This window comes from Paraliomyxa miuraensis, from assembly GCF_026337845.1.
In the GTDB taxonomy this organism is placed as follows: Bacteria; Myxococcota_A; Polyangia; order Nannocystales; family Nannocystaceae; genus Paraliomyxa; species Paraliomyxa miuraensis.
Genome location: NZ_JAOVZF010000148.1, coordinates 79,195 through 98,487, shown reverse-complemented (window position 1 = coordinate 98,487; position 19,293 = coordinate 79,195). Strand labels below are relative to the sequence as shown.

Genomic DNA, 19,293 nt, shown 5'->3' with positions numbered 1-19,293 from the left:
TCGTGATTGAACACAATTAAGTAGGCGCTGAGTCGGCGAGCATCCGGAGGCGATCCCGCCCAGTGGGTATCCATTTGAAATCAAATGGATTTTTCTTCACTCGAGATCGTGCGTTCCCAAAAGGGGACGCTTTTGAGCGGAAAACACGTGGGCTTCCTTGATTGTGCGTCCCGTGACGGTACAAACTACTACATGTAAGGGGGCGTCGGATCAGTGTCCCTGGGACCTCGCTGGGGAGCGGGGTCCACGCCACGGAACGGCAAATCAGGGCGCTCGACGCAAGGACGGGCCATGAAGAATACGCAGGCACTGGTGGAGATCCAGGGCGAGGTGGGAGTCCCGGGGGAGGGTTCCGGCATCGACGCCAACGAGCTGTTGAGCTTCGTCGTCGAGCCGCAATCGACTCGGCTCTGTGATGCATTGGCAAGCACGCTCACCGATCTGGGGGTGACCACGGCGTTCGGGGTGGTCGGAGGCGGGATTGCGCCCATGTCCGATGCGCTCAATCGCTCCCGCATCCAGGTGGTGCACACGCGCCACGAGTCCGGGGCCGCGTTTGCTGCCGTGGAGGCCTCATTGGCCAGTGGACGGCCATCCGTGGTGTTCGCGACCACCGGACCGGGGATCACCAATGCCCTGACCGGGCTGTTCGTGGCTCGACGAGAGGGAGCGCAGGTGATCTTCGTTTCAGGGACGACGCCAGCGCCACGACGGGATCGGTGGGCACTACAGGAGTCGGGCCCGCATGCGCTGCTGGGCGGGCTCTACACGGCCGGACCCCTCTTCGACTATGCCACCGTCATCGATCACGAGGATCAGGTCGAGGTTGCGATCTGCCGCCTCGCCCGAGGCCTGCGGCGTCCGCAGGGTTTCGTGGCCCACATCGCCATGCCCACGAGCATCCAGTCGATGAGCCTGGGCAAGCGGCCGCGCACGCCCGAGATCGACGAGCGGCGACCGGAGCGCCTGATCGACATGCACGACGTGTCGACCTGCGCCCGCATGCTGACGACGGGTCGCGTGATGCTCTGGGTGGGGTACGGCGCTCGCAACTGCTCTCGGCTGGTGCGCAAGCTCGCCGAGCACCTCGGTGCTCCGGTGATGGCGACGCCACGGGCCAAGGGCGTGTTCCCCGAGAACCATCCGCTCTACGTGGGGGTCACGGGTCTCGGCGGGCACGAGGGGCCCAGCAAGGCCGTCCGGGCGCTGCAGCCCGAGCACATCCTCGTGCTCGGCACCCGACTGGGGGAGTTCAGCTCGGGCTGGTCAGCGGAGCTGCGACCCTCCAAGAGCTTCATCCACGTCGACGTCGACCCGACGGTCCCCGGGGTCTCCTATCCCGATGTGCCGACGCTGGGCATCCAGGCCGAGCTCTCCACGTTCCTGACGGCGCTGTTCGAGCAGCTGCCCCAGGAGCCCAGGGCGTCGGCCGAGTTCGAGCCGCACGAGCCGCCGTTGCTGCCGATGCCGCGCCGGATGGGGCTCGTTCGCCCGCAGATGCTGATGAGTGCCATCCAGCGAGTGGTGGTGGACGACTCCGAGGCGATCGTCGTGGCCGAGGCGGGCAACTCGTTCGCCTGGACCAACCACTACCTGCGCTTCCCCAGGCCCGGACGCTACCGTGCGAACATGGGATGGGGCTCGATGGGACACGGCGCGACCGGGGTGCTGGGAGCGGCGTTGCACCACGCCGACAAGGCCGTGTCGGTCGTCGGAGACGGGGCGATGCTCATGAACTGCGAGGTGAGCACGGCTGTCCAGTACGACCTACCCGTGGTCTGGGTCGTGGTCAACGACTCGCAGTACGGAATGGTGGAGCACGGCATGCGCAGCGCCGGCTACGAGCCGGTCGAGACGGCGATCCCGCGTACCGACTTTGCCGCCTTTGCTCGCTCGATGGGGGCCGACGGCATTCGCATCGAGTCGGAGGACGAGCTCGAGTGGGCGCTGCGTCGAGCGATGGCGGCACGCGGCCCATTCGTGGTCGACGTCGTCATCGACCCCGATGAGGTGCCCCCGGTCGGGAGCCGACTCAACAACCTGCGCGAGCAGGGGGTGCACAGCGAGGAACTCGAGTGATGACGGCCGCGGTCGCTTGAGTCGTCACCGGCATCCGCACGTCGGCGGGTGCCCGTTCGAGGGTAGCAGCAGGGCGCAGAGGAGGGTTCGTGGGAATCGGAATCAAATCGGTCGCATACTTCGTACCCGAGCAAGTGCGGCGCAATTCGTACTGGCAGGAGCGCCACCCGGATCTGGTGGCGCAGGCCGAGCACAAGAGCCTCGCCAAGCTCTGGAAGAAGCGCGATGCAGACGAGCAGAACACCTTCGATCGGATGATGGCGCCCTACCTCTCCGATCCCTTCCGCGGCTCCGTCGAGCGGCGCATCCTGTCGGAGCACGAGACCGGGTTGGGCATGGAGGTCGCGGCGGCCAGGGAAGCCCTGGCCGCTGCCTACTGGAGTCCTTCCGAGGTGGACTTGGTGCTGGTGTCCTCGTTCCTCCCCGACCAGTTCGGCCCGGGCAACGCGGCCTATCTCGTCCGCGACCTCGGCATGTGCTGCCCTGGCATCAACCTCGAGTCGGCGTGCTCGAGCACCTTGGTCTCCCTCAACACCGCCATTGGCCTGGTGCAGGCGGGTCACTATCGCAACGCCCTGGTGGTGGCCTCGTGCTCCTACTCGCGGATTGCCCCCGAGGAGGACACCATGTCTTGGTTCATGGGAGACGGCGCGGGGGCGATGCTGGTGGGCGAGGTTCCCGATGACCGGGGGTGGGTCGCGCAGCACACCGTCAACACGTCAGCCACGTGCGGTACGTTTCGTCTCGACCTGGTCGTGGATCCGGTGCTCGGCCCCGTTCCCCGGATTGCCGCGAGCAAGGACACCGCGGAGATCATCAACGAGTCCGGGGAGCCCACCATGCGTGCAGCATGCCTGGGTGCGCTCGAGCGTGCGGGTATCGGACCCAAGGACATCGGTTGCCTGGTCGTCAATACACCCACTGCTTGGTACGCCGATTTCGCCTGCGAAGTGCTGGGCATCGATCGCCGCAAGGCGATCTCGACCTATGAGCGGTTCGCCAACACGGGCACTGCGCTCCTGCCGATCAATCTGCACGAGTCCGCGAGGACGGGCATGCTCTCGGACGGGGACTGGGTGTTGATGTACGCCGTGGGCAGCGTCTCCACGGCGGTCGCCACCGTCATGCGCTGGAGCGACGTGGCCCTCGGTCCGGTTCATTGAGCGCGGACCTCGGACGTGGTGCCCTCGGCTACTTTCGCCTCAGGACCGCCGAGACCCTCTCGACGATCTCCTCGGGCGTCGGAGGGGGCTGTGCCGATTCCGAGAGGATCTGGGGGATCCACATGGCCGCGTCGGCAACGGTGGCATACACGTTGTTGGGGTAGGGGACGCGGCTCACCAACGTGACCGCGCGAGAGATCGCCCGGGTCAGGCCCCCGAGGACGCCCTCGACCTGGATCACGGTGGCGGTTCCAAGGAGGGAGTCCTGGTTGGCGCGCAGACCCGCGTCGAAGATGGCGCGCACGTCGGCACCCACGGGGGCGCACGGCGGGGTGACGATGGTGAGCAGCGCAAAGCCGCCAGCGGCGATGTCTCGCAGGTGTCCCGCAACCAGGCGTGCTCGCTGAGTCGTCGGCGTCTTGAACCACACCAGGATCCCGAGGGCACGCAGGCGAGCGAACACGAACCCCTCGTCTTGCACCAACACCTGCAGATCAGCGTGGGCCATGATCCCGAGCCTAGGAGCCGTCTCCTGCGTCCTCGCCTGAGAGTAGGCGGCAGTCGCGTTTGCGTCTACCAATGGTTGCCGTCGCTCCTCGAGCCCGTGACCTCGCGCGTTGTTGCCGCGACCTGATCACGCGGACAAGCGCCGAAAGACCTCGGCGAATGCGGTCATCCCAACCTTGGCTTGCTTCCAGTCGAAGCGCTCGTTGGGTGCATGGTAGCCGTGCTCGGGCAGGCTCAGCGGGAGGAAGTGCACGGGGGAGCCCAGTAGATCGGCCAGGATGGGGACGGCACCGATCGATCCCCCCTCGCGCACGGTCACGGGCGCGCGTCCGGTGGCTTGGGTGAGCGCGGCTGCGATGGCTTCGTGCACCCGTCCCTCCGTGGGACCGCGGTACGGCTGCAGGAAGCCCGAGACGTCCACTTCCACGTCGGGCCGCAGCGCGTGCACGAATTGCTCGAGGCGAGCTCCGAGGGCCTGCGGATCTTGGTTGGGGACCAGCCGGAAGCTGATCTTGAGCTCGGCCTCGTCGGGCACGATGGTCTTGACGCCGGGTCCCATGTGGCCACCGGTCAGGCCGTGGACCTCGAAGGTGGGGCGCGCCCAGATGCGCAGCATGATCTCGAGCGGTACGTCGGTCTCGAGGCCGTGGAGATCGTGGGCCGACTTGAAGTACTCGAGGTCGAAGCCCGAGCGCAAGAAGCCCTGGAGCTCGTCGGCGCTGGGAGGGACCACGCCGTCATGCCAAAAGCGCGCGCCGTCGATGGCGGTGGCCAGCGCGGCCAGCTCTCGCACGGGGTTGCGCGCAGCACCGCCGACCAGGCCGGAGTGGGCTGGCTTGCCCGCGGTGCGCAGGCGCAGGATCGCCTGCAGCGAGCCTCGCAGGCCGGCGGAGATGGCCGGCTGGGCGTCGCTGGGCCAAATGGTATCGGAGACGATCACCGCATCGCAGTCCAGCTGCTCGCGTCGGGCGTGCACCACTTCGGCGAAGTTGGGGCTGCCGATCTCCTCCTCGGTCTCCCACAGCACGGTCACGTCGATGGGCAGCTGCTGCTGCAGTGCCCAGCTCGCGGCCCACACGGCGCACAGACCGGGACCCTTGTCATCGGTGGAGCCACGCCCGCAGTAGAGCCACTCGCGATCGGGATGCGCCCGTACCTCCATCGTGAAGGGGTCGGCTTGCGCCCAGCGGCGCGGATCCGCCGGCTGCACGTCGAGGTGGTTGTAGACGACGATGCGGGCCCTGGGCTGTGGGTGGGTGAAGCGAGCGAGCACCGACGGCGTACCGCTGCACTCGACCAGCTCGGCCTCGCCGCCGGCCTCTTGCATGAGACGTCGGGCTGCCTCGGCGCCGGCCCGGATGTCGTCGTCGCCGGTCTTGCCGGGGCTGACGGTCTTGTGCTCTACCAGTGTGCGAAGATGCGCGCGAAACCACGGCTCGGCTTGGTCGACCTTCGCGTTGAGTCCGTCGCTCGTGTTGCCCAATGTCATGCTCCCCAGGCAGAAGAACTACGTTCTACTCGTCGTGCGAGTACCATTGCTCCACGCTTGGATCCAGCCATGATCGCGGGTTGTTTCGTGCGCAGAGCGATGGCCTCGGTGGTGGGGCTGGGCCTGGCCTGGAGCTTGGCGTGCGGCGGCGGGGCCGACCGGGCGGTGGCGCCAGCGGCAGGTGAGGCCGAGCACTCCAACGCCGCCGTCGCGCACGAGGGGCGCGACCAGCTTGGGCTGCCCGCGCCCGAGTGGAGCGAGATGGTCTGGCTGAACAGTGAGCCCCTCTCGTTGCGAGATCTGCGCGGCCAAGTCGTGCTGATTCGCTTCTGGACCGACACCTGCCCGTTTTGTCGGGCCACGGCGCCGGCGTTGGTCGAGCTCGACGCCGACTTCCGCGACCGAGGGGTGACCGTGGTGGGGATGTACCACCCCAAACCGCGCGGGGCCGTGCGCACCCCGGCCGAGGTGGCGGAGATCATCGAGTCGTGGGGCTGGCGCTTTCCGGTTGCGCTCGACACGGAGTGGTCGACGCTCGACCGCTTTTGGCTGGACCACGGGCCGCGGCGCTACACCTCGGTGAGCTTCGTCCTCGATCGCCGGGGCGTGGTTCGTCACGTCCATCCTGGGCCCGAATTCCATCCAGGAGGCCCCAGCCGGCCGCCAACCGAGCCACCAACCGAGCCACCAACGGAGCAGGCAGCCGAGCAGGCAGACGAGCACGAGCGCTGCCGCCGGGACTACGCGGAGATTCGAGAGGTGCTCGAGGCCCTGCTCGTGGAGCCGGAGGAAGGCGACGAGGCGGGCGAGCCGCCTGCGTGAGCCCATGTGAGGCTCGCCTCGCTCGCTCGCATGCGACGAGGATTGGTGAAGTCCGCGAGGTGCCTGCTATCCTGTGGCCCTGGCTTCTTCCGCGGCCCTTCGGTTCGTCGTTCGACGACACCGCGAGGCCCCTTGACTTGCGGGCTCGTGCGCGATGCCTGGTTTCATCTCCTTCGATCGACATTCCTCTCGTATGGGCACCGCGGTGAGCCGGACATGGCTTGCCTGGGCTCTTGCGCTTGCGGCGAGCGGCTCGAGCGGCTGTAGCTCGGCCGCCGAAGAAGACGCGGCACCCTCGGGTTTCGGCGGGGAGGCCAATGGCGACTCGTGGGATCACGGCTCGAGCGAGGGCGGCGGGTCGGGAGATGGCGCTGGCGGCTCCGACGGGGCCGACGATGGCGGGCAGGGCGGCGGCGACGAGCCTCCGCCCCGCGGAGACGATGACGGAACGTTCGAGGCCTGCCCGTCGTCGCAGCCGGGAGCGTGGGTGTTCTGTGAGGATTTCGAGACGATCGTCGATCCCTCCGAGGTCATGCTCGACTATCAGGATCGCGACGGAGCGTTCGTGCTCGTCGATGGGATCGGCGCTTCGGGCGACCGCTCGATGGAGGTTCGCTACCGCACGGGCGAGGAAGGGGCGGGATGGATGGTGCTGTCGTTCGGTCGCTCGCCGCTGCCGACGCTCGACCACCCCACGCATGCCCCCGATGCCTCGTTCGAGGAGATCTACTGGCGGCTGCGCGTGAAGATGGAACCCGACTGGCCCGACGTGGGGCCGGGGCAGCTCACCCGCACCGTGGCCTTTGCCGGCGAGGACTGGTCGGAGGCCGTGGTTGCCCACCTGCGCTCGGCGAGCGCGGGCGTGGCGCTCGTAGGCGTGCCGGTCACCTGCGTGACCGGGACCGAGGTCGATTGCAGCGGCTACGACGACCAGGCCGGTCTCGAGTCGCTGGGCAGCATGATCGGTCGGACGCCGCTCTTCTCCGCGTCGATGTCGGGTCAGTGGCACTGCGTGGAGGGACACCTCGAGCTCAACACTCCGGGGACGAGCGACGGGACGTTCGAGTTCTGGATCGACGACCGGCTCGAGGCGGCGCGCGATGATCTCGATCTGCGCGGCAGCTGGACCGACTACGGGATCAATGCGCTCGTGGTCGAGAACCTGTGGCCGGGGGGAGCCCCGGCGCCGCTGCGGAGGTGGATCGACGATCTGGTGATCTCCACCGAGCGGATCGGCTGCACGCCCGGACCCGAGGGCGAGGGCGCGAGCGCCGGCTGAGGGTCATCGAGCGGCCCGTCTCACGCGGGTGGCTCGAAGTTCTCACAGGTCGTCACGATCGTGTCGACCGCCTGGGCGAAGATCGGGCCGTAGTCGGGCTCGCACACGCTCGCGAGCACCCCTTGCGCACCGAACGACTGCACGAAGCCGACGAGGTTGGGGCTCTCGATGTTGAGCGGCACGCACGAGACGTTCATCCACGGCACGAAGCCGATCACCACCATGGCCTCGGGATCGCCGTTCTTGGCCGCGACCACCGAGTCGTACCAGGTGCTGGTGTCCGTCATCAGGTTGGCGTCGTCCAGCGTGCCCGCGGGCGGATCGTCGGTGATCACCACGACGACCAAGATCGCATCGTCGCGCAGGAACGCCTCGTTGCAGCCCCCGACGCCCCGCTTGGCCGGGTCGAACGAAGCGAGCAACGCCGTGATCGGCTGCTCGGTCCCGCTGCCGCTGGTGCCCACCCGTCCGATGCACTCGAACTTGGTGGTCAGGTCGTCCATCTCGGTCGCGAACCGATGGCCCTCGGCAAACGGCGTGCAATCCATGTTGGACGAGTTGCCGCCCGCGGTCTTGCTGACCAGGTCACCGAGGGTCTGGCAGCCCGGTGCATTGCCATTGTAGTTGTCGCTGGTGATCACGCCCACGTGGTAGCTGTCGACGCTGTCCTCGAGCGTGGCCTGCATGGCCGTGATGAAGCCCGGGAAGCTGTTCTGCAGCTGCATCTGCTGGGCCGTCATGCTGCCCGAGTTGTCGATGACGAACAGGAAGTCGACCTTGCGACAGCCCTGGTCGAACTCGGGCGCGTCGGGCAGCACGCCCAGGTCGAACGTGAACGACTGCGTGTCGTTGCCCTCGGTGGTGTCGCCGGTGCCGCTCGAGCTCGTCGAACCCGTGGTGCCGGTCGAGGTCGTCGTCACCATGTTGGTGTCCGCGGTGGTGGTGCCGGACGAGGTTCCTTCGCTGGTGAGCATGGGGAACTCGCCGGTCGTGTCCGAGCTCGAGGGCTCGGGATCGCCGGGGCAGCCCGTCGCCAGGAGCACCGCCCCCGTCATCGACCATCGCAAGATCGTGTCGTTCATCGCTGGTTTTCCTTCCCTCGTGGTCCCCGCCGGGACGGCGTTCGTCCGCGCCACGACCCAAACCCGCCCACACCATATCGCGCTCGGGCCCCGATGGGGCACAAAATGGTGACGAGGGCGCGAGTCTCGCGAGATGCGCCCCGCTGCCGCACGAGGAGCACGCATGAGCAAGCATGGCGAGCACTTTGCCAACAAGGTCGCAGTCGTCACGGGCGGTGCCTCGGGCATTGGCCGTGCGCTGGGCCAAGAGCTGCTCGGTCACGGAGCCGAGGTGATCCTGGCCGACATCGATCGTCCCCTGCTGGAGCGCACCGTCGCGCAATTGGGAGCGCGCGGCGGGCGGGTGCGGGGAGCTCCGCTCGATGTCACCGATCGGACGGCGGTGACCGAGCTGCTCGCCGCGATCAGGCGGGACCACGGTCGGCTCGACCTGGTGTTCAACAACGCGGGCATCAACGTGTGTGCCGAGCTGCGGGACACCACGCTCGAGGACTGGGATCGCTTGATCGAGGTCAACCTCAAGGGGGTGGTGTACGGGACCGCTGCGGCCTACGAGATCATGCGCGAGCAGGGCTCGGGTCACATCGTCAACACCGCTTCGGTCGCGGGTCTGGCCCCTTCGCCCGGTGAGGGAGCCTACAGCGCCACCAAGCATGCGGTGGTGGGGCTCTCGACGGCTCTGCGGGCCGAGGCCCGTGCCTTCGGGGTCGCGGTCAGCGTGGTGTGCCCGGGCATCATCGATACGCCGCTCGTGCACACCACCAAGTACGTGGGCGTGACGGAGGAGAGGATCCGTGCGTTGCTGCCGATCCGCGAGTATCCGGTGGAGCGCACGGCTCGGGAGATCCTGCGCGGGGTGGCGGCCAATCGGGGGATCATCACCATCACGCGGTTCGCCAAGCTCATGTGGGGGCTCTACCGCTGGTGGCCCGAGGCGAGCACGCTGCTCGCCCAGCCGCTGCTGCGAAGGGTCCGCAAGGATCGCGGACGGGCGCCACGGACTCGGTCGTGATCCCGAGCTATCGCCGCTTGCACCGCGGCTCGTCGGGCCCGCACTTGATCCGCACGTGGATGTGCGTGTCGTGCCCCTCGGAGTGCCGCACCACCGGGCCGGGCCGCACGCCGCCGGACCAGCGCGGCCACTTGATCACCGACTCGAGGCTGTCGGGGGTCTCGCCCATGGCGCGCGCGGCCTCGTAGAGGTTTCGGTGGCGGCTCACGTCGAGGAAGATCGTGGCCACCTCACCGGTGGCGATGAACGACTTGACCAGGTACCAGGTGGCGTACCAGTCGATCTCGTCCGGCCCGGCCGAGCTGATGCTGGGGGGCACGGTGGGCCAGAGCGGCAGGCGGATGTCGATGTCGCGGCCGCTCTGGTGCGACAGGTGCGGGCTGAAGCGTCCGCCGCGACGGCGGCTGATGGCGCCGATGATCACCTCGCCCTCGTAGCCCGCGTCGTGGCGGAAGATCGCGAACGCGCGATGGATCTGCTCGATGGTGTGGCTGCTGCCGTAGAGCCCGGTGGAGGGGACCTTGCGGGTGTAGAGCTCGCTCGGCGGCAGGAGGATGCCGGCCTCGAGGCGCCCGCGGTTGGGGCGGCCCACGCTGCGGGCCCCGGTGGGGAGCTCGAAGTGCTCGGGGATCGGCGGCCCGGCGCCGGGATGGATGGTGCGCGGCCAGCCGGGGTCGACCCACAGCACGAGCTCCATGCCCGTCTCGAGGTCGCGCTCGCTCCAGTTGTAGGCATGGAGATCGCGGTGCTCGATCTGGAACTTGGCCGACACGTCCATCCAGCTCTCACCCTCTTGCACGCGGTACCGCACCTTGCGGCGCGGCGGCGGGAGGCGACGGGCGCGAACCTTCAGGTGGCGGTGACCGGGGTAGATCGCCTGTGGATCGAGCTTCTTGTTCCACTTCCACAGCTCTTCGGGGGTGACGCCGTAGCGCACGGCGATCTGGCCCACGCGCTCGCGTGGACGCACGCGGTGGCGCACCACGGTGGGGCGCGGCGGAACCTCGACCTCGGGGGCCCCCGCCAGCGCCTCCTCGAGCGTGGTGACCAGCGGAACCTCGTCGTCCTCGGGCTCCGGTGGCTCGGGCTCCTCGTCGGGCGGAGCATCGAGCGCGTCATCGAGCGGCTCGGTGGCCACCACGTCCACCGTCGCGGGCACGTGGCCGAGGGGCTGCTCCTCGAGGACCGGCCCCATGCCCAGCGTCACCAGCAGCGCTACGCATCCGGTGGGCATCCATCGTCCTCTTATCACAGCCCGTCGCCATCCGGGCGTGCCTCGGCGCTACCATCGTGCTCGTGACGAAGCACGGGACGGTAACGTTGGTCAGGTCGGTCACCAAGTCGATGCGAGGGCTCGGGGGCCTGGGACTGGGGTTGACGCTGGGGATGGTGCTGGGCGCCTGTGCAGACGATGCCACCGCGACCACCGAGCCCACGGAGGGCGACCCCACCCAGGGCTCGACGAGCGGGACCGAGAGCACGAGTGCCATGACGACCGCGCTCGACTCGACGGGGAGCACGGGCTCGACCACGAGCGCGGCCGACAGCACCACGGGCTCGACGACCGGCCTCGATTCCAGCGGTACGACCGCGGCCGACAGCACCACGGGCGAGCCCAACCTGCCACCGCTGCCTCACGACGATCTCTACTTCGTGCGGGAGGACATGGCGCCGCTGGTGGTCGATGCGGCGGCGGGGGTGCTGGTCAACGACGTCGAGCCGGATGGCGAGGGGCTGGCGATCGACGACTTCGATGCGATGAGCGCGGCGGGAGGCACGGTGGTGATGCAGCCCGACGGTGGGTTCGAGTACACGCCGGCGGCCGACTTCCGCGGTGACGATCTGTTCTCCTACGTGGTCCGCGATGAGCTCGGGGCCACGGCCGTGGGATCGGTGCGGGTGTCGGTGGGCGCGGTGGCCGTGGAGCTGGGCACGGTGGTCGCCGGCCAGGGCGGCTTCGTCATCGAGGGCGCGGTGATCGACGAGGAGTCGGGGTTTGCCGTCGATGGCGGCGGCGACGTGGACGGTGATGGCCTCGACGATCTGCTGGTGACGTCGACGCTGGCGGGGGCGGGGGCGGGCCAGGCCTGGGTGGTGTTCGGCAAGGCCGATGGGATGCCGGTGGACCTGGCCGACGTGACCATGGGACTGGGCGGGTTCTCGATCGTGGGGGAGCTGCCGGGCGACGAGGCCGGGCACGCGGCGGCGATCGTGGACGACGTGGATGGCGACGGCCTCGACGACGTCTTGCTCGGCGCGCCCGGAGCTGGTCCGGCGGGACGCGCGTATCTCGTGCACGGCAAGGCCGATGGCGCGCTGGTGGATCTGGCCGACGTGGCGCTGGGCATGGGTGGGTTCGTGCTCGAGGGCGAGGGCGTGGGCGAGGACGCGGGCTCGTCGGTGTCCGCCGCAGGCGACGTGGACGGTGATGGCCTGGGCGATCTGGTGGTGGGTGCGCCCGCCGGAGGTCCGGTGCCTGGGGGCGGTCGGGCCTACGTGGTGCACGGACGGACCGAGACGACCCCGGTGCTGCTGTCGGAGGTGTTCATGGGCATCGGCGGCTTTGGGATCCAGGGCGCGGGCTCGGGCGACGGCCTGGGCAACAGCGTGGCGGCGGCGCGCGACGTGAACGCCGACGGGCTGCACGATCTGCTGGTGGGCGCGAGCCTGGCCAACCCCGGGGGGCAGAGCAACGCGGGGCGCTGCTACGTGGTGTTCGGCAAGACCAACACCTCGCTGGTGACGGTGAGCACGCTGGGCGCCGGGGGCTTCGTGATCGACGGAGAGACCGATCTGGACGAGGCCTGCAGCGCGGTGGCGGGGCTGGGCGACGTGGACGGTGATGGACGGGCCGACGTGGCGGTGGGGGCCCGCTATGCGCAGGACGAGCTGTTCGCGCAGGGACGCGTCTACGTGGTGCTGGGCAAGACCGACGCGGCGCCGGTGCCGTTGACCAACGTGGTCGCGGGCATGGGGGGCTTCGTCGTCGACGGCGAGGCGGCGGGCAACTTCGTGGGCACGGGAGTGGGCGCACCGGGCGACGTGGACGGCGACGGCTTCGCCGATCTGCTGCTGGGCACGCCCAACTTCAATTCTCCGGGGTCGTTCATCGGCCGGGGCTACGTGGTGTTCGGCAAGGGTGACGGGGCGGCGGTCGATCTGATCGACCTCACGGTGCGCATGGGGGGGTATCGGCTCCTGGGTCAGGCCTCCAATGATCAGCTCGGCTGGGCGGTGGCGGGGGCGGGCGACGTGGATGGGGATGGCCTGCCCGACGTGATCGTGTCGGCCAATCGCCGCGATGGGCCGGCCGGCGTCGACGCGGGTCGCAGCTACGTGGTGTGGGGAGGCAACGATCGCGGCGTGCTGACCCACCGCGGCGGTGCGGGCGACGATCTGCTCGTGGGCGGACCGGGGATCGATCGGATCGTGGCCGGGGCGGGGGCCGACGACGTCCACGGGGGCGGTGGCTCCGACGTGATCTACGGCGGTGCGGGCGACGATCGCCTGGGGGTGAGCGGCGGCCAGTTCTTCCGCATCGACGGCGGCAGCGGCCACGACACGCTGGTCTTCGACGATGGGGGCGTACAGCTCGATCTCGCGGTGGTGTCCGACGTGGCGCTGCGGGAGCTCGAGGCCATCGACATCACCGGCGTGGGCGACAACGTGCTGCGCTTCGGGCTTCGCGATCTACGAGCCATGGTGGGCCCCTCGCGGACCTTGCGGGTGATCGGCGATGCGACCGACGAGCTCGAGGTCGACCTGAGCGGGGGCGGTTTCGTGGACCTGGGCGTGGCGGCGGGGGTGCATACGTGGTCGAACGGCGTGTTCACGCTCGAGGTCGAAGAGCCGCTCGTCGGCGTGGTGATGCCGTAGACTGACCTGGGGTGTTCGAGGCTCCTGACTATGCGGCGTCGCTGCGCCGCTTCGTGCACGAGTATCGCGGCGCGCGTCAGCGGGCGGTGGTGCTCGCGCCCGAGATCTTCACCCTGTTTGCGCGCATGCTCGTCGACCCGCGGCTGCCCCGCGACGCTCGCACGATCGTGACGTCGGTGCTCGCCTACTTCGTGGTGCCCGACGACGTGATGCCCGAGGCCGAGCTCGGTCCGCTGGGGCTGATGGACGATCTCTACGCGGCGGCGCATGCCTATCGCATGCTGCGCCGCGAGCTGCCGCTGGAGCTGCTGCAGGACGCGTGGATCGCCGAAGAAGAGGATCTCGACGAGGCGATGGCGATGGTCCACACCGAGACGCGCGCCGAGCTCGGCAAGCGGGCCAAGGACGTGCTGCGCATGGCGGGGCTGTCGTAGGGGCGCCGCTCTCAGCCCTCGAACACCAGCACCCCGGTGTGCACCGGCCGGATCGAGACCGTTGCAACCCCTTCGGACACGATCTCGGTGCTGGTCAGATCCTGCGCTCGCCCTCCCACCACCATCCGCTTGGACGAGCCTCCATCGAGGTTGGTGGCCGTGTGGCAGCCGAGCGCGACCAGCAGCCGACCCACGTCGTGCAGGGTCATGCCGAGCGCGCGCTCGAAGTTGCGACCGTCGATCGCGGCGAGCACCAGCATGCCCTCGCCAGTGAGCCCGGCGGCGAGCCGGGGCAGCAGGTTGCGATCGCCGGTCTCGTCCTGCGAGAAGGTCACGGGCGGGGCCGTGCCCCAGAAGTCCTCGCGGCGCATGTCGAGCGTGGGCCGTCCCTCGCTGACCAGGAGCGGCCCGCCGGCGATGCCCATGTGAACGGGTCCGGTGGGCCCGTGCACCGCGGGGTAGCGCACGCGCTCGCCCACGCTCGGCGACGGCTCGTCGTCGGGCAGGGGCACGACCAAGCCGTTGAGCGGCACGGGGAGCGACTCGCCCACCGCCACGATCGCGTCGCCCACCACGGCGATGCTTCGGGCTCTCGGTCCCTGGCGGCCGTGCGCGCGGTTGATGGCGGCGGCGGGTCGCAAGCGTCGCCCGCTGGGGAGCTGGAGCTCGCAGTCTCCCGGACCCACCCGGGCGATGCTCACCGCGCCACGGTCGTCGACGAGCAGACTGCCGCGGGCGAAGGCGGGGGGCGAGAGCACACGACCGTCCTCCACCAAGAGCCCGACCGGATCGAAGCGCCGCGAGGGCGCTTCGATGTCGGGCTCCGAGTAGAGGAAGAACCCGCCGGAGATCCCCGCCACGGCTCCGCGTGCCCGTACGTGTGATTCGAAGCTCTCGCCGCGATCCACCACCGCGCGGCAGTCCTCGGTTCGAAGGCGCACCTGTGCTGGATCGATCCGCAGGAGGTTGACGTGGAGCGGTCCGAGATCGCTGAGCCCCGTGAGCTTGGCGTGCTCGACCCCGCGAACCACCGCTTGCCAGGCGACCTCGGCCGCCAGCGTCTCGATCGAAGCCCCGAGCGGTCCCGAGCTGCGGTGCAGGTGCAGGCCGGCGTAGCTGAAGTAGAAGTCGGCGAGGGCGCGGATGCGGGTGGCTCGGGCGCTCGGGGCCGACGCGATCCCCTGCGCGCGCTGGCGCAGCCCGACCCGCAGGAGCCGTCCCACGTCGTCGCCGAGACCGGCGAGCGCGGTGTCGACCGCCTGCAGCCGGCGGCCGAACAGCTCGGCCTGGTGGCGATCGACCTCGGGCACCAGCCGACCGGCGATGCCGGCGAGCGACTCGGACAGCCGCGCGCGCTCGAGCCCGGCGAAGTCTCCGTCCCAGGGCTCCTCGGGCGGGGGCGGAGGGCCGCCGCGGGGCTCGGGTCCGGCAAAGCAACGCAGCACGCCCACGTGCTCGGGGGAGAGGCCCCGCTCCTGCGCGAAGCGGGCGGCGGCGTCGAGCCAGGTGCTCACGGCGGGGAAGTCTCGCACGAAGGTGCTCGAACGACGAGACGCAGCGGGGCTCGGGTCCGGGAAACGGCGGTAAGCCATCATGCCCCGACGGGCTCGGTCGAAGTGGATTCCCTCGTCGGGCCATGGGGTCGTGCTTGCGGCCACCGGGTCGATCCTCGATCCTCGACGAGGTGGGATCGTCGGCATCCGAGCCTTCCGTGGACGACGTGACCCGTACGGTGGTCCACGACGACGGTGCGCCCCAGGAATCGTTGCCGCCCGAGCCCTGGGACGACGCTGCCCTGCGACCGGGCGAGCTGGTGGGCCGCTACCGCCTCGTCGATCAGCTCGGTGCGGGAGGGATGGGGGTGGTGTGGCGGGCCCACGACCCCCGGCTCGGGCGCACGGTGGCGGTCAAGGTGCTGCACGAGCAGCGACGTCGCCGGCGCCAGGCCGAGGCGCGCGAGCGCCTGCGTCGCGAGGCGCTCGCGCTGGCGAAGCTGTCCCACCCCAACGTGGTCGCGATCTACGACGTGGGCGTGCATGGACGTCGCGTGTTCCTGGCCATGGAGCACGTGGTGGGCCGTACGCTCGACCGCTGGGCCGCCGATGCGCCGAGCCTCTTGCAGGTGCTCGAGGTGTTCGAACAGATCGCGGCGGGTCTGGCCGCGGTCCACGAGGCGGGCTTCGTGCACCGCGATCTCAAGCCGGCCAACGTGATGATCGCGCGCGATGGACGAGTGCTGGTGATGGACTTCGGACTCGCTCGGATCTCGGATCCCGAGAGCGTCTCGGAGCACGAGTCCACCGCCTCGAGCTCGGGATGGGGCGGGGAGCAGCCGGGCGGCTCGCTGAGCACCGAGCTCACGCGCGAGGGCACGGTGGTGGGCACGCCCGCCTACATGGCGCCGGAGCAGCACACCGGCGCGGGGGCCGATGCCCGCGCCGATCAATACGCGCTGTGCGTGTCGCTCTACGAGGTGCTGATGGGACGCCGTCCGTTCGACGGCCGCGACATCACCGAGCTGGCGCGGCGCAAGGAAGACGGACGGCTCGAGCTGCACGGGGGGCGGCTGTCGCTGCCACGCTCGCTGCGGGCGCTCTTGCGTCGCGGCCTGCACCCCGATCCCGAGCGGCGCTTCGGCGGCATGGAGGCGCTGCGTCGGCAGCTGGGTCGCGTGCGTCGGCCCCGACGCGCGCAGCGAGTCGCATGGGCGACCGCGGGGGTGGCCGCGCTCGGCGGGATGGTGTGGGCGAGCACGTGGCACCTTCGCCCCGAGGCCTGCGAGACCGGTGAGGCGCGCATGGCCGAGGTGTGGAACGATGACGCCGCATCGGCCCTGCGCGCCTCGTTCGAGGCGACGGCGCTGGGCTACGCGGACGACGCGGCCGAGCGGGCGATCACTCGCCTCGATGCTCATGCCGCCGCGTGGGTCGAGGCCCACGCACGGGCCTGCCACGACGCGGGCATCGACGACACGGCGCTCGATCTACGCATGCGGTGCCTGGCCGAGGCTCGGGGAGCCATGGCGGCGACGGTGGAGCTGCTGACCCACGCCGATGCCGTCACCGTGCAGCACGCCGCCTCGCAGGTCGCCGGGCTTCCGGGGCTGTCGCGCTGCGAGGATCCGGAGGCGCTGGCCGCCGAGGCTCCGCGACCGACCGATCCCGAGGCCATCGCCACGATGGAGGCGCTGCAGCAGCGCCTCGACGCCGTGGATGCGCTCGGCCGCGCCGGCCACTACGACGAGGGACGCGAGCGCGCACGAGGGCTGCTGCAGGACGCCATCGCGCTGGGGCACGAGCCCACCATCGCGCGGGCGCGCCTGCGCGTGGCCACCTTCGAGATGGACCTGGGGCAGGTCGAGGCCGCGGCGACCGGCTTGACCGAGGCGGCCTTGCTGGCGTCGAGCAGCGGCGATCACCCCACCGCCGCCGATGCGGCGACCCGGCTGGTGTTCGTGCTCGCCGAGGAGCTCGGACAGCCGGACGAGGCCATGCGCTGGGCTCGACACGCCGAGGCGGCGCTCGAGCGGATGCCGTCCGATCGGCTCGCGCGGGCCCGTCTCGACAGCAACGTGGGGATCGTGCACGCCATCAAGGGCGAGTACGACCAGGCGCTCGCGGCATTCGAACTCGCGCTGACGACCAAGCGCGAGCTGCTCGGCGAGGAGCATCCCGAGGTCGCCGGAGCGCTGGAGAACGTGGCGCTGGCGCTCTCCTCGCTGGGGCGGGTGTCGGAGTCCGAGCCGCTGATGCGCCGCTCGCTGGACGCCATGGAGGCGGTGCTCGGAGCGCAGCATCCCGACCTGGCCCACTCGCTGATGAACCTCGGGCACGCGGTCGACGAGCTGGGGAGGCACGACGAGGCCGCGGAGATCTACGACCGCGCCCTGGGGATCGCTCGGTCTTCGCTCGGTCCTCGCCACCCCATGACCGCACGGATCCTCTCCGCGATGGGGCACGTGGCCTCGGCTCAGGATCGACTGCCGCAGGCGGAGGCCCACTACCGCGAGGCCGCCGAGATCCAGCGGGCCGTGTACGGCGAGCACCATCCCGAGGTCGGCTGGTCGCTCATCGACATGGCGATCGTGCAGGCGCAGCTCGGTCGCGACCAAGAGGCGCTGCCCCTGTTTGCGCGGGCGATCGAGGTGCTCGAGGGCACGCTGGGAGCCGAGCACGATGCGGTGGCCCACGCGCTGGTGAACCAGTGCCGCTCGTTGGTCGAGGTGGGTCGCATCGAGGAGGCCGAGCAGGGACTCGAGCGGGCGGGGGCGATCCTCCGGCGGAGCTTCGAGCCCGGCCATCCCTCGTTCGCCTACCATCACTATGTTCGTGGTGCGCTGCGCCGTGCCCAGGAGCGCTTCGAGGAGGCGCGGGCCGAGCTGGCCCAGGCCCTCGAGATCTCCAGTGCGGCACTCGGGCCACGACACCCCGAGGTCGCCTCGACCCTGCTCGCGCTCGGCGAGGTCGAGCATGCGCTCGGGCGGCGCGAGGACGCGGTGGCTCACCTTCGCCAGGCGGTGTCGCTGACCGAGGCCGGCCCGCTGGGGGAGGCGTTTCGGGCCGAGGCCCGCCTGACCCTGGCCAAGGCGCTATGGGACGAGCCCGGCACCCGAGACGAGGCCGTGACCCTGGCACGCGCGGCTCGCGACGGATTTGCCGGGTACGGTGCCGTATTTCGCTCGGATCTCGACGAGGCCGAGGCCTGGTTGAGGGAGCACCCCGGCTGATTCCGCGCCCTCGCGCTCGTGCACGGGCCTTCGCACCGGGCCCTCGCACTCGGGCTATGATGCGGCGGATCCCATGAAGTCGCTCCGCTTCCATCGCGAGCTGTACCCCGGCGAGGCCGTCGACGAGGCCATCAAGACGCTCGCTCCGTGGGCCGAGATCACCCGGGAGGCGTCGCCGTCGCACTGGATCGTGCGGCTTTCGGCCCGTTCTGCCGCGGCCGAGCGCCGCGTTGCCGGCGAGCTGATGAATTTCGCCCTGGGACTCACGGTTCGGCGCGGCCCGCCCGCGTCGTGAAGCCCCGCCGGGCCAGGACCCACCGAGGCGAGGATTCCCAAGCGGCGACCGTGAAAAGGCCGCCATGCCCAGGCGTGGCAGGGGTGCGAACTGCGCCAAAAACGACGGCCGCGAGGGAAACCGCGTCCAGGACGCGGCCCTCTGGTATGATGTAGGCTCCTGGGGCGGACGATGGCACAGGGAGAGCGTGCATTCGAGGGGGACGAAGGCGGCGACGAGCTCGGGGCGTTGCCCTCGTTCTCGCGTGAGCCGGCCGAGGTGCTCAGCACCGAGCAGCGCTCGATCTCTGCGAGAGCCAGGGATCACGCCGATGAAGGGCCCGGACCCGATCTGCCCGAGCAGGGCGGCAGTCCGATGATGGCGCCCACCCACTGCTCGCACGGCAGTCATGGCTCGCATGGAAGCCATGGCTCGCATGGCAGCCATGGGTCGCACGGCAGCCACGGATCCCACGGATCACACGGGAGCTGGTAGCCGATCAGGTCGACCGGTCGAGTCGATGATTGGCGCCCACCGTACCGGGGACGCG

Annotated in this window: 15 protein-coding genes; 10 read left to right on the top strand and 5 right to left on the bottom strand. The window is 70.0% G+C overall.

The annotated features are described in order from the left end of the window. Window positions 1–291 precede the first annotated feature (291 nt). Both OEB96_RS15010 and OEB96_RS15005 read left to right on the top strand, forming a co-directional pair. Complete coding sequence (locus OEB96_RS15010) at window positions 292–2,079, top strand: thiamine pyrophosphate-dependent enzyme (protein WP_266216482.1); 1,788 nt, start codon at window positions 292–294, stop codon at window positions 2,077–2,079. A gap of 89 nt (window positions 2,080–2,168) precedes the next feature. Then, a complete protein-coding gene (locus tag OEB96_RS15005) occupies window positions 2,169–3,242 on the top strand; it encodes a 3-oxoacyl-ACP synthase III family protein (RefSeq protein WP_266216481.1) in 1,074 nt (357 codons plus the stop codon). A 28-nt stretch (window positions 3,243–3,270) separates the two neighbouring features. Here the strand turns inward: OEB96_RS15005 and OEB96_RS15000 are convergent, their stop codons facing one another. After that, window positions 3,271–3,750 carry a hypothetical protein gene (locus tag OEB96_RS15000; RefSeq protein ID WP_266216480.1) on the bottom strand — a complete coding sequence of 160 codons (480 nt, stop codon included), beginning with the start codon at window positions 3,748–3,750 and terminating at the stop codon, window positions 3,271–3,273. A 126-nt stretch (window positions 3,751–3,876) separates the two neighbouring features. Beyond that, window positions 3,877–5,232 (bottom strand): M20/M25/M40 family metallo-hydrolase, encoded by a 1,356-nt coding sequence (locus OEB96_RS14995; RefSeq protein ID WP_266216479.1) that lies wholly within the window; start codon window positions 5,230–5,232, stop codon window positions 3,877–3,879. Between the two features lie 75 nt (window positions 5,233–5,307). Between OEB96_RS14995 and OEB96_RS14990 the strand changes: the two genes are divergently transcribed. Both OEB96_RS14990 and OEB96_RS14985 read left to right on the top strand, forming a co-directional pair. Further along, a complete protein-coding gene (locus tag OEB96_RS14990; protein ID WP_266216478.1) occupies window positions 5,308–6,060 on the top strand; it encodes a peroxiredoxin family protein in 753 nt (250 codons plus the stop codon). A 205-nt stretch (window positions 6,061–6,265) separates the two neighbouring features. After that, entirely contained in the window at window positions 6,266–7,339 is a 1,074-nt protein-coding gene (locus OEB96_RS14985; RefSeq protein ID WP_266216477.1) for a hypothetical protein, read from the top strand. Window positions 7,340–7,359: 20 nt separating this feature from the next. On the opposite strand, the gene OEB96_RS14980 is transcribed toward OEB96_RS14985, so the two are convergent. Beyond that, complete coding sequence (locus tag OEB96_RS14980) at window positions 7,360–8,421, bottom strand: vWA domain-containing protein (protein ID WP_266216476.1); 1,062 nt, start codon at window positions 8,419–8,421, stop codon at window positions 7,360–7,362. A gap of 163 nt (window positions 8,422–8,584) precedes the next feature. Between OEB96_RS14980 and OEB96_RS14975 the strand changes: the two genes are divergently transcribed. Beyond that, a complete protein-coding gene (locus OEB96_RS14975; protein ID WP_266216475.1) occupies window positions 8,585–9,433 on the top strand; it encodes an SDR family NAD(P)-dependent oxidoreductase in 849 nt (282 codons plus the stop codon). Window positions 9,434–9,440: 7 nt separating this feature from the next. On the opposite strand, the gene OEB96_RS14970 is transcribed toward OEB96_RS14975, so the two are convergent. Continuing rightward, window positions 9,441–10,667 (bottom strand): penicillin-insensitive murein endopeptidase, encoded by a 1,227-nt coding sequence (locus OEB96_RS14970; protein WP_266216474.1) that lies wholly within the window; start codon window positions 10,665–10,667, stop codon window positions 9,441–9,443. 62 nt (window positions 10,668–10,729) lie between these two features. On the opposite strand from OEB96_RS14970, the gene OEB96_RS14965 reads away from it, so the two are divergent. Continuing rightward, a complete protein-coding gene (locus tag OEB96_RS14965; RefSeq protein WP_266216473.1) occupies window positions 10,730–13,309 on the top strand; it encodes an Ig-like domain-containing protein in 2,580 nt (859 codons plus the stop codon). Window positions 13,310–13,320: 11 nt separating this feature from the next. Beyond that, entirely contained in the window at window positions 13,321–13,743 is a 423-nt protein-coding gene (locus OEB96_RS14960) for a YkvA family protein (protein WP_266216472.1), read from the top strand. Window positions 13,744–13,754: 11 nt separating this feature from the next. Here the strand turns inward: OEB96_RS14960 and OEB96_RS14955 are convergent, their stop codons facing one another. Next, window positions 13,755–15,257, bottom strand: coding sequence for a phosphodiester glycosidase family protein (locus OEB96_RS14955; RefSeq protein WP_266216471.1), 1,503 nt, complete (start codon window positions 15,255–15,257; stop codon window positions 13,755–13,757). A gap of 197 nt (window positions 15,258–15,454) precedes the next feature. On the opposite strand from OEB96_RS14955, the gene OEB96_RS14950 reads away from it, so the two are divergent. From OEB96_RS14950 to hxsA4, 3 genes are all read left to right on the top strand, one after another. Then, entirely contained in the window at window positions 15,455–18,469 is a 3,015-nt protein-coding gene (locus OEB96_RS14950) for a serine/threonine-protein kinase (protein ID WP_266216470.1), read from the top strand. A gap of 73 nt (window positions 18,470–18,542) precedes the next feature. Further along, window positions 18,543–18,764, top strand: coding sequence for an HxsD-like protein (locus OEB96_RS14945; protein ID WP_266216469.1), 222 nt, complete (start codon window positions 18,543–18,545; stop codon window positions 18,762–18,764). Window positions 18,765–18,935: 171 nt separating this feature from the next. After that, window positions 18,936–19,238: a His-Xaa-Ser repeat protein HxsA4 gene (hxsA4, locus tag OEB96_RS14940; RefSeq protein WP_266216468.1), complete on the top strand. Its 303-nt coding sequence runs from the start codon at window positions 18,936–18,938 to the stop codon at window positions 19,236–19,238. The last annotated feature ends 55 nt before the right edge of the window (window positions 19,239–19,293 follow it).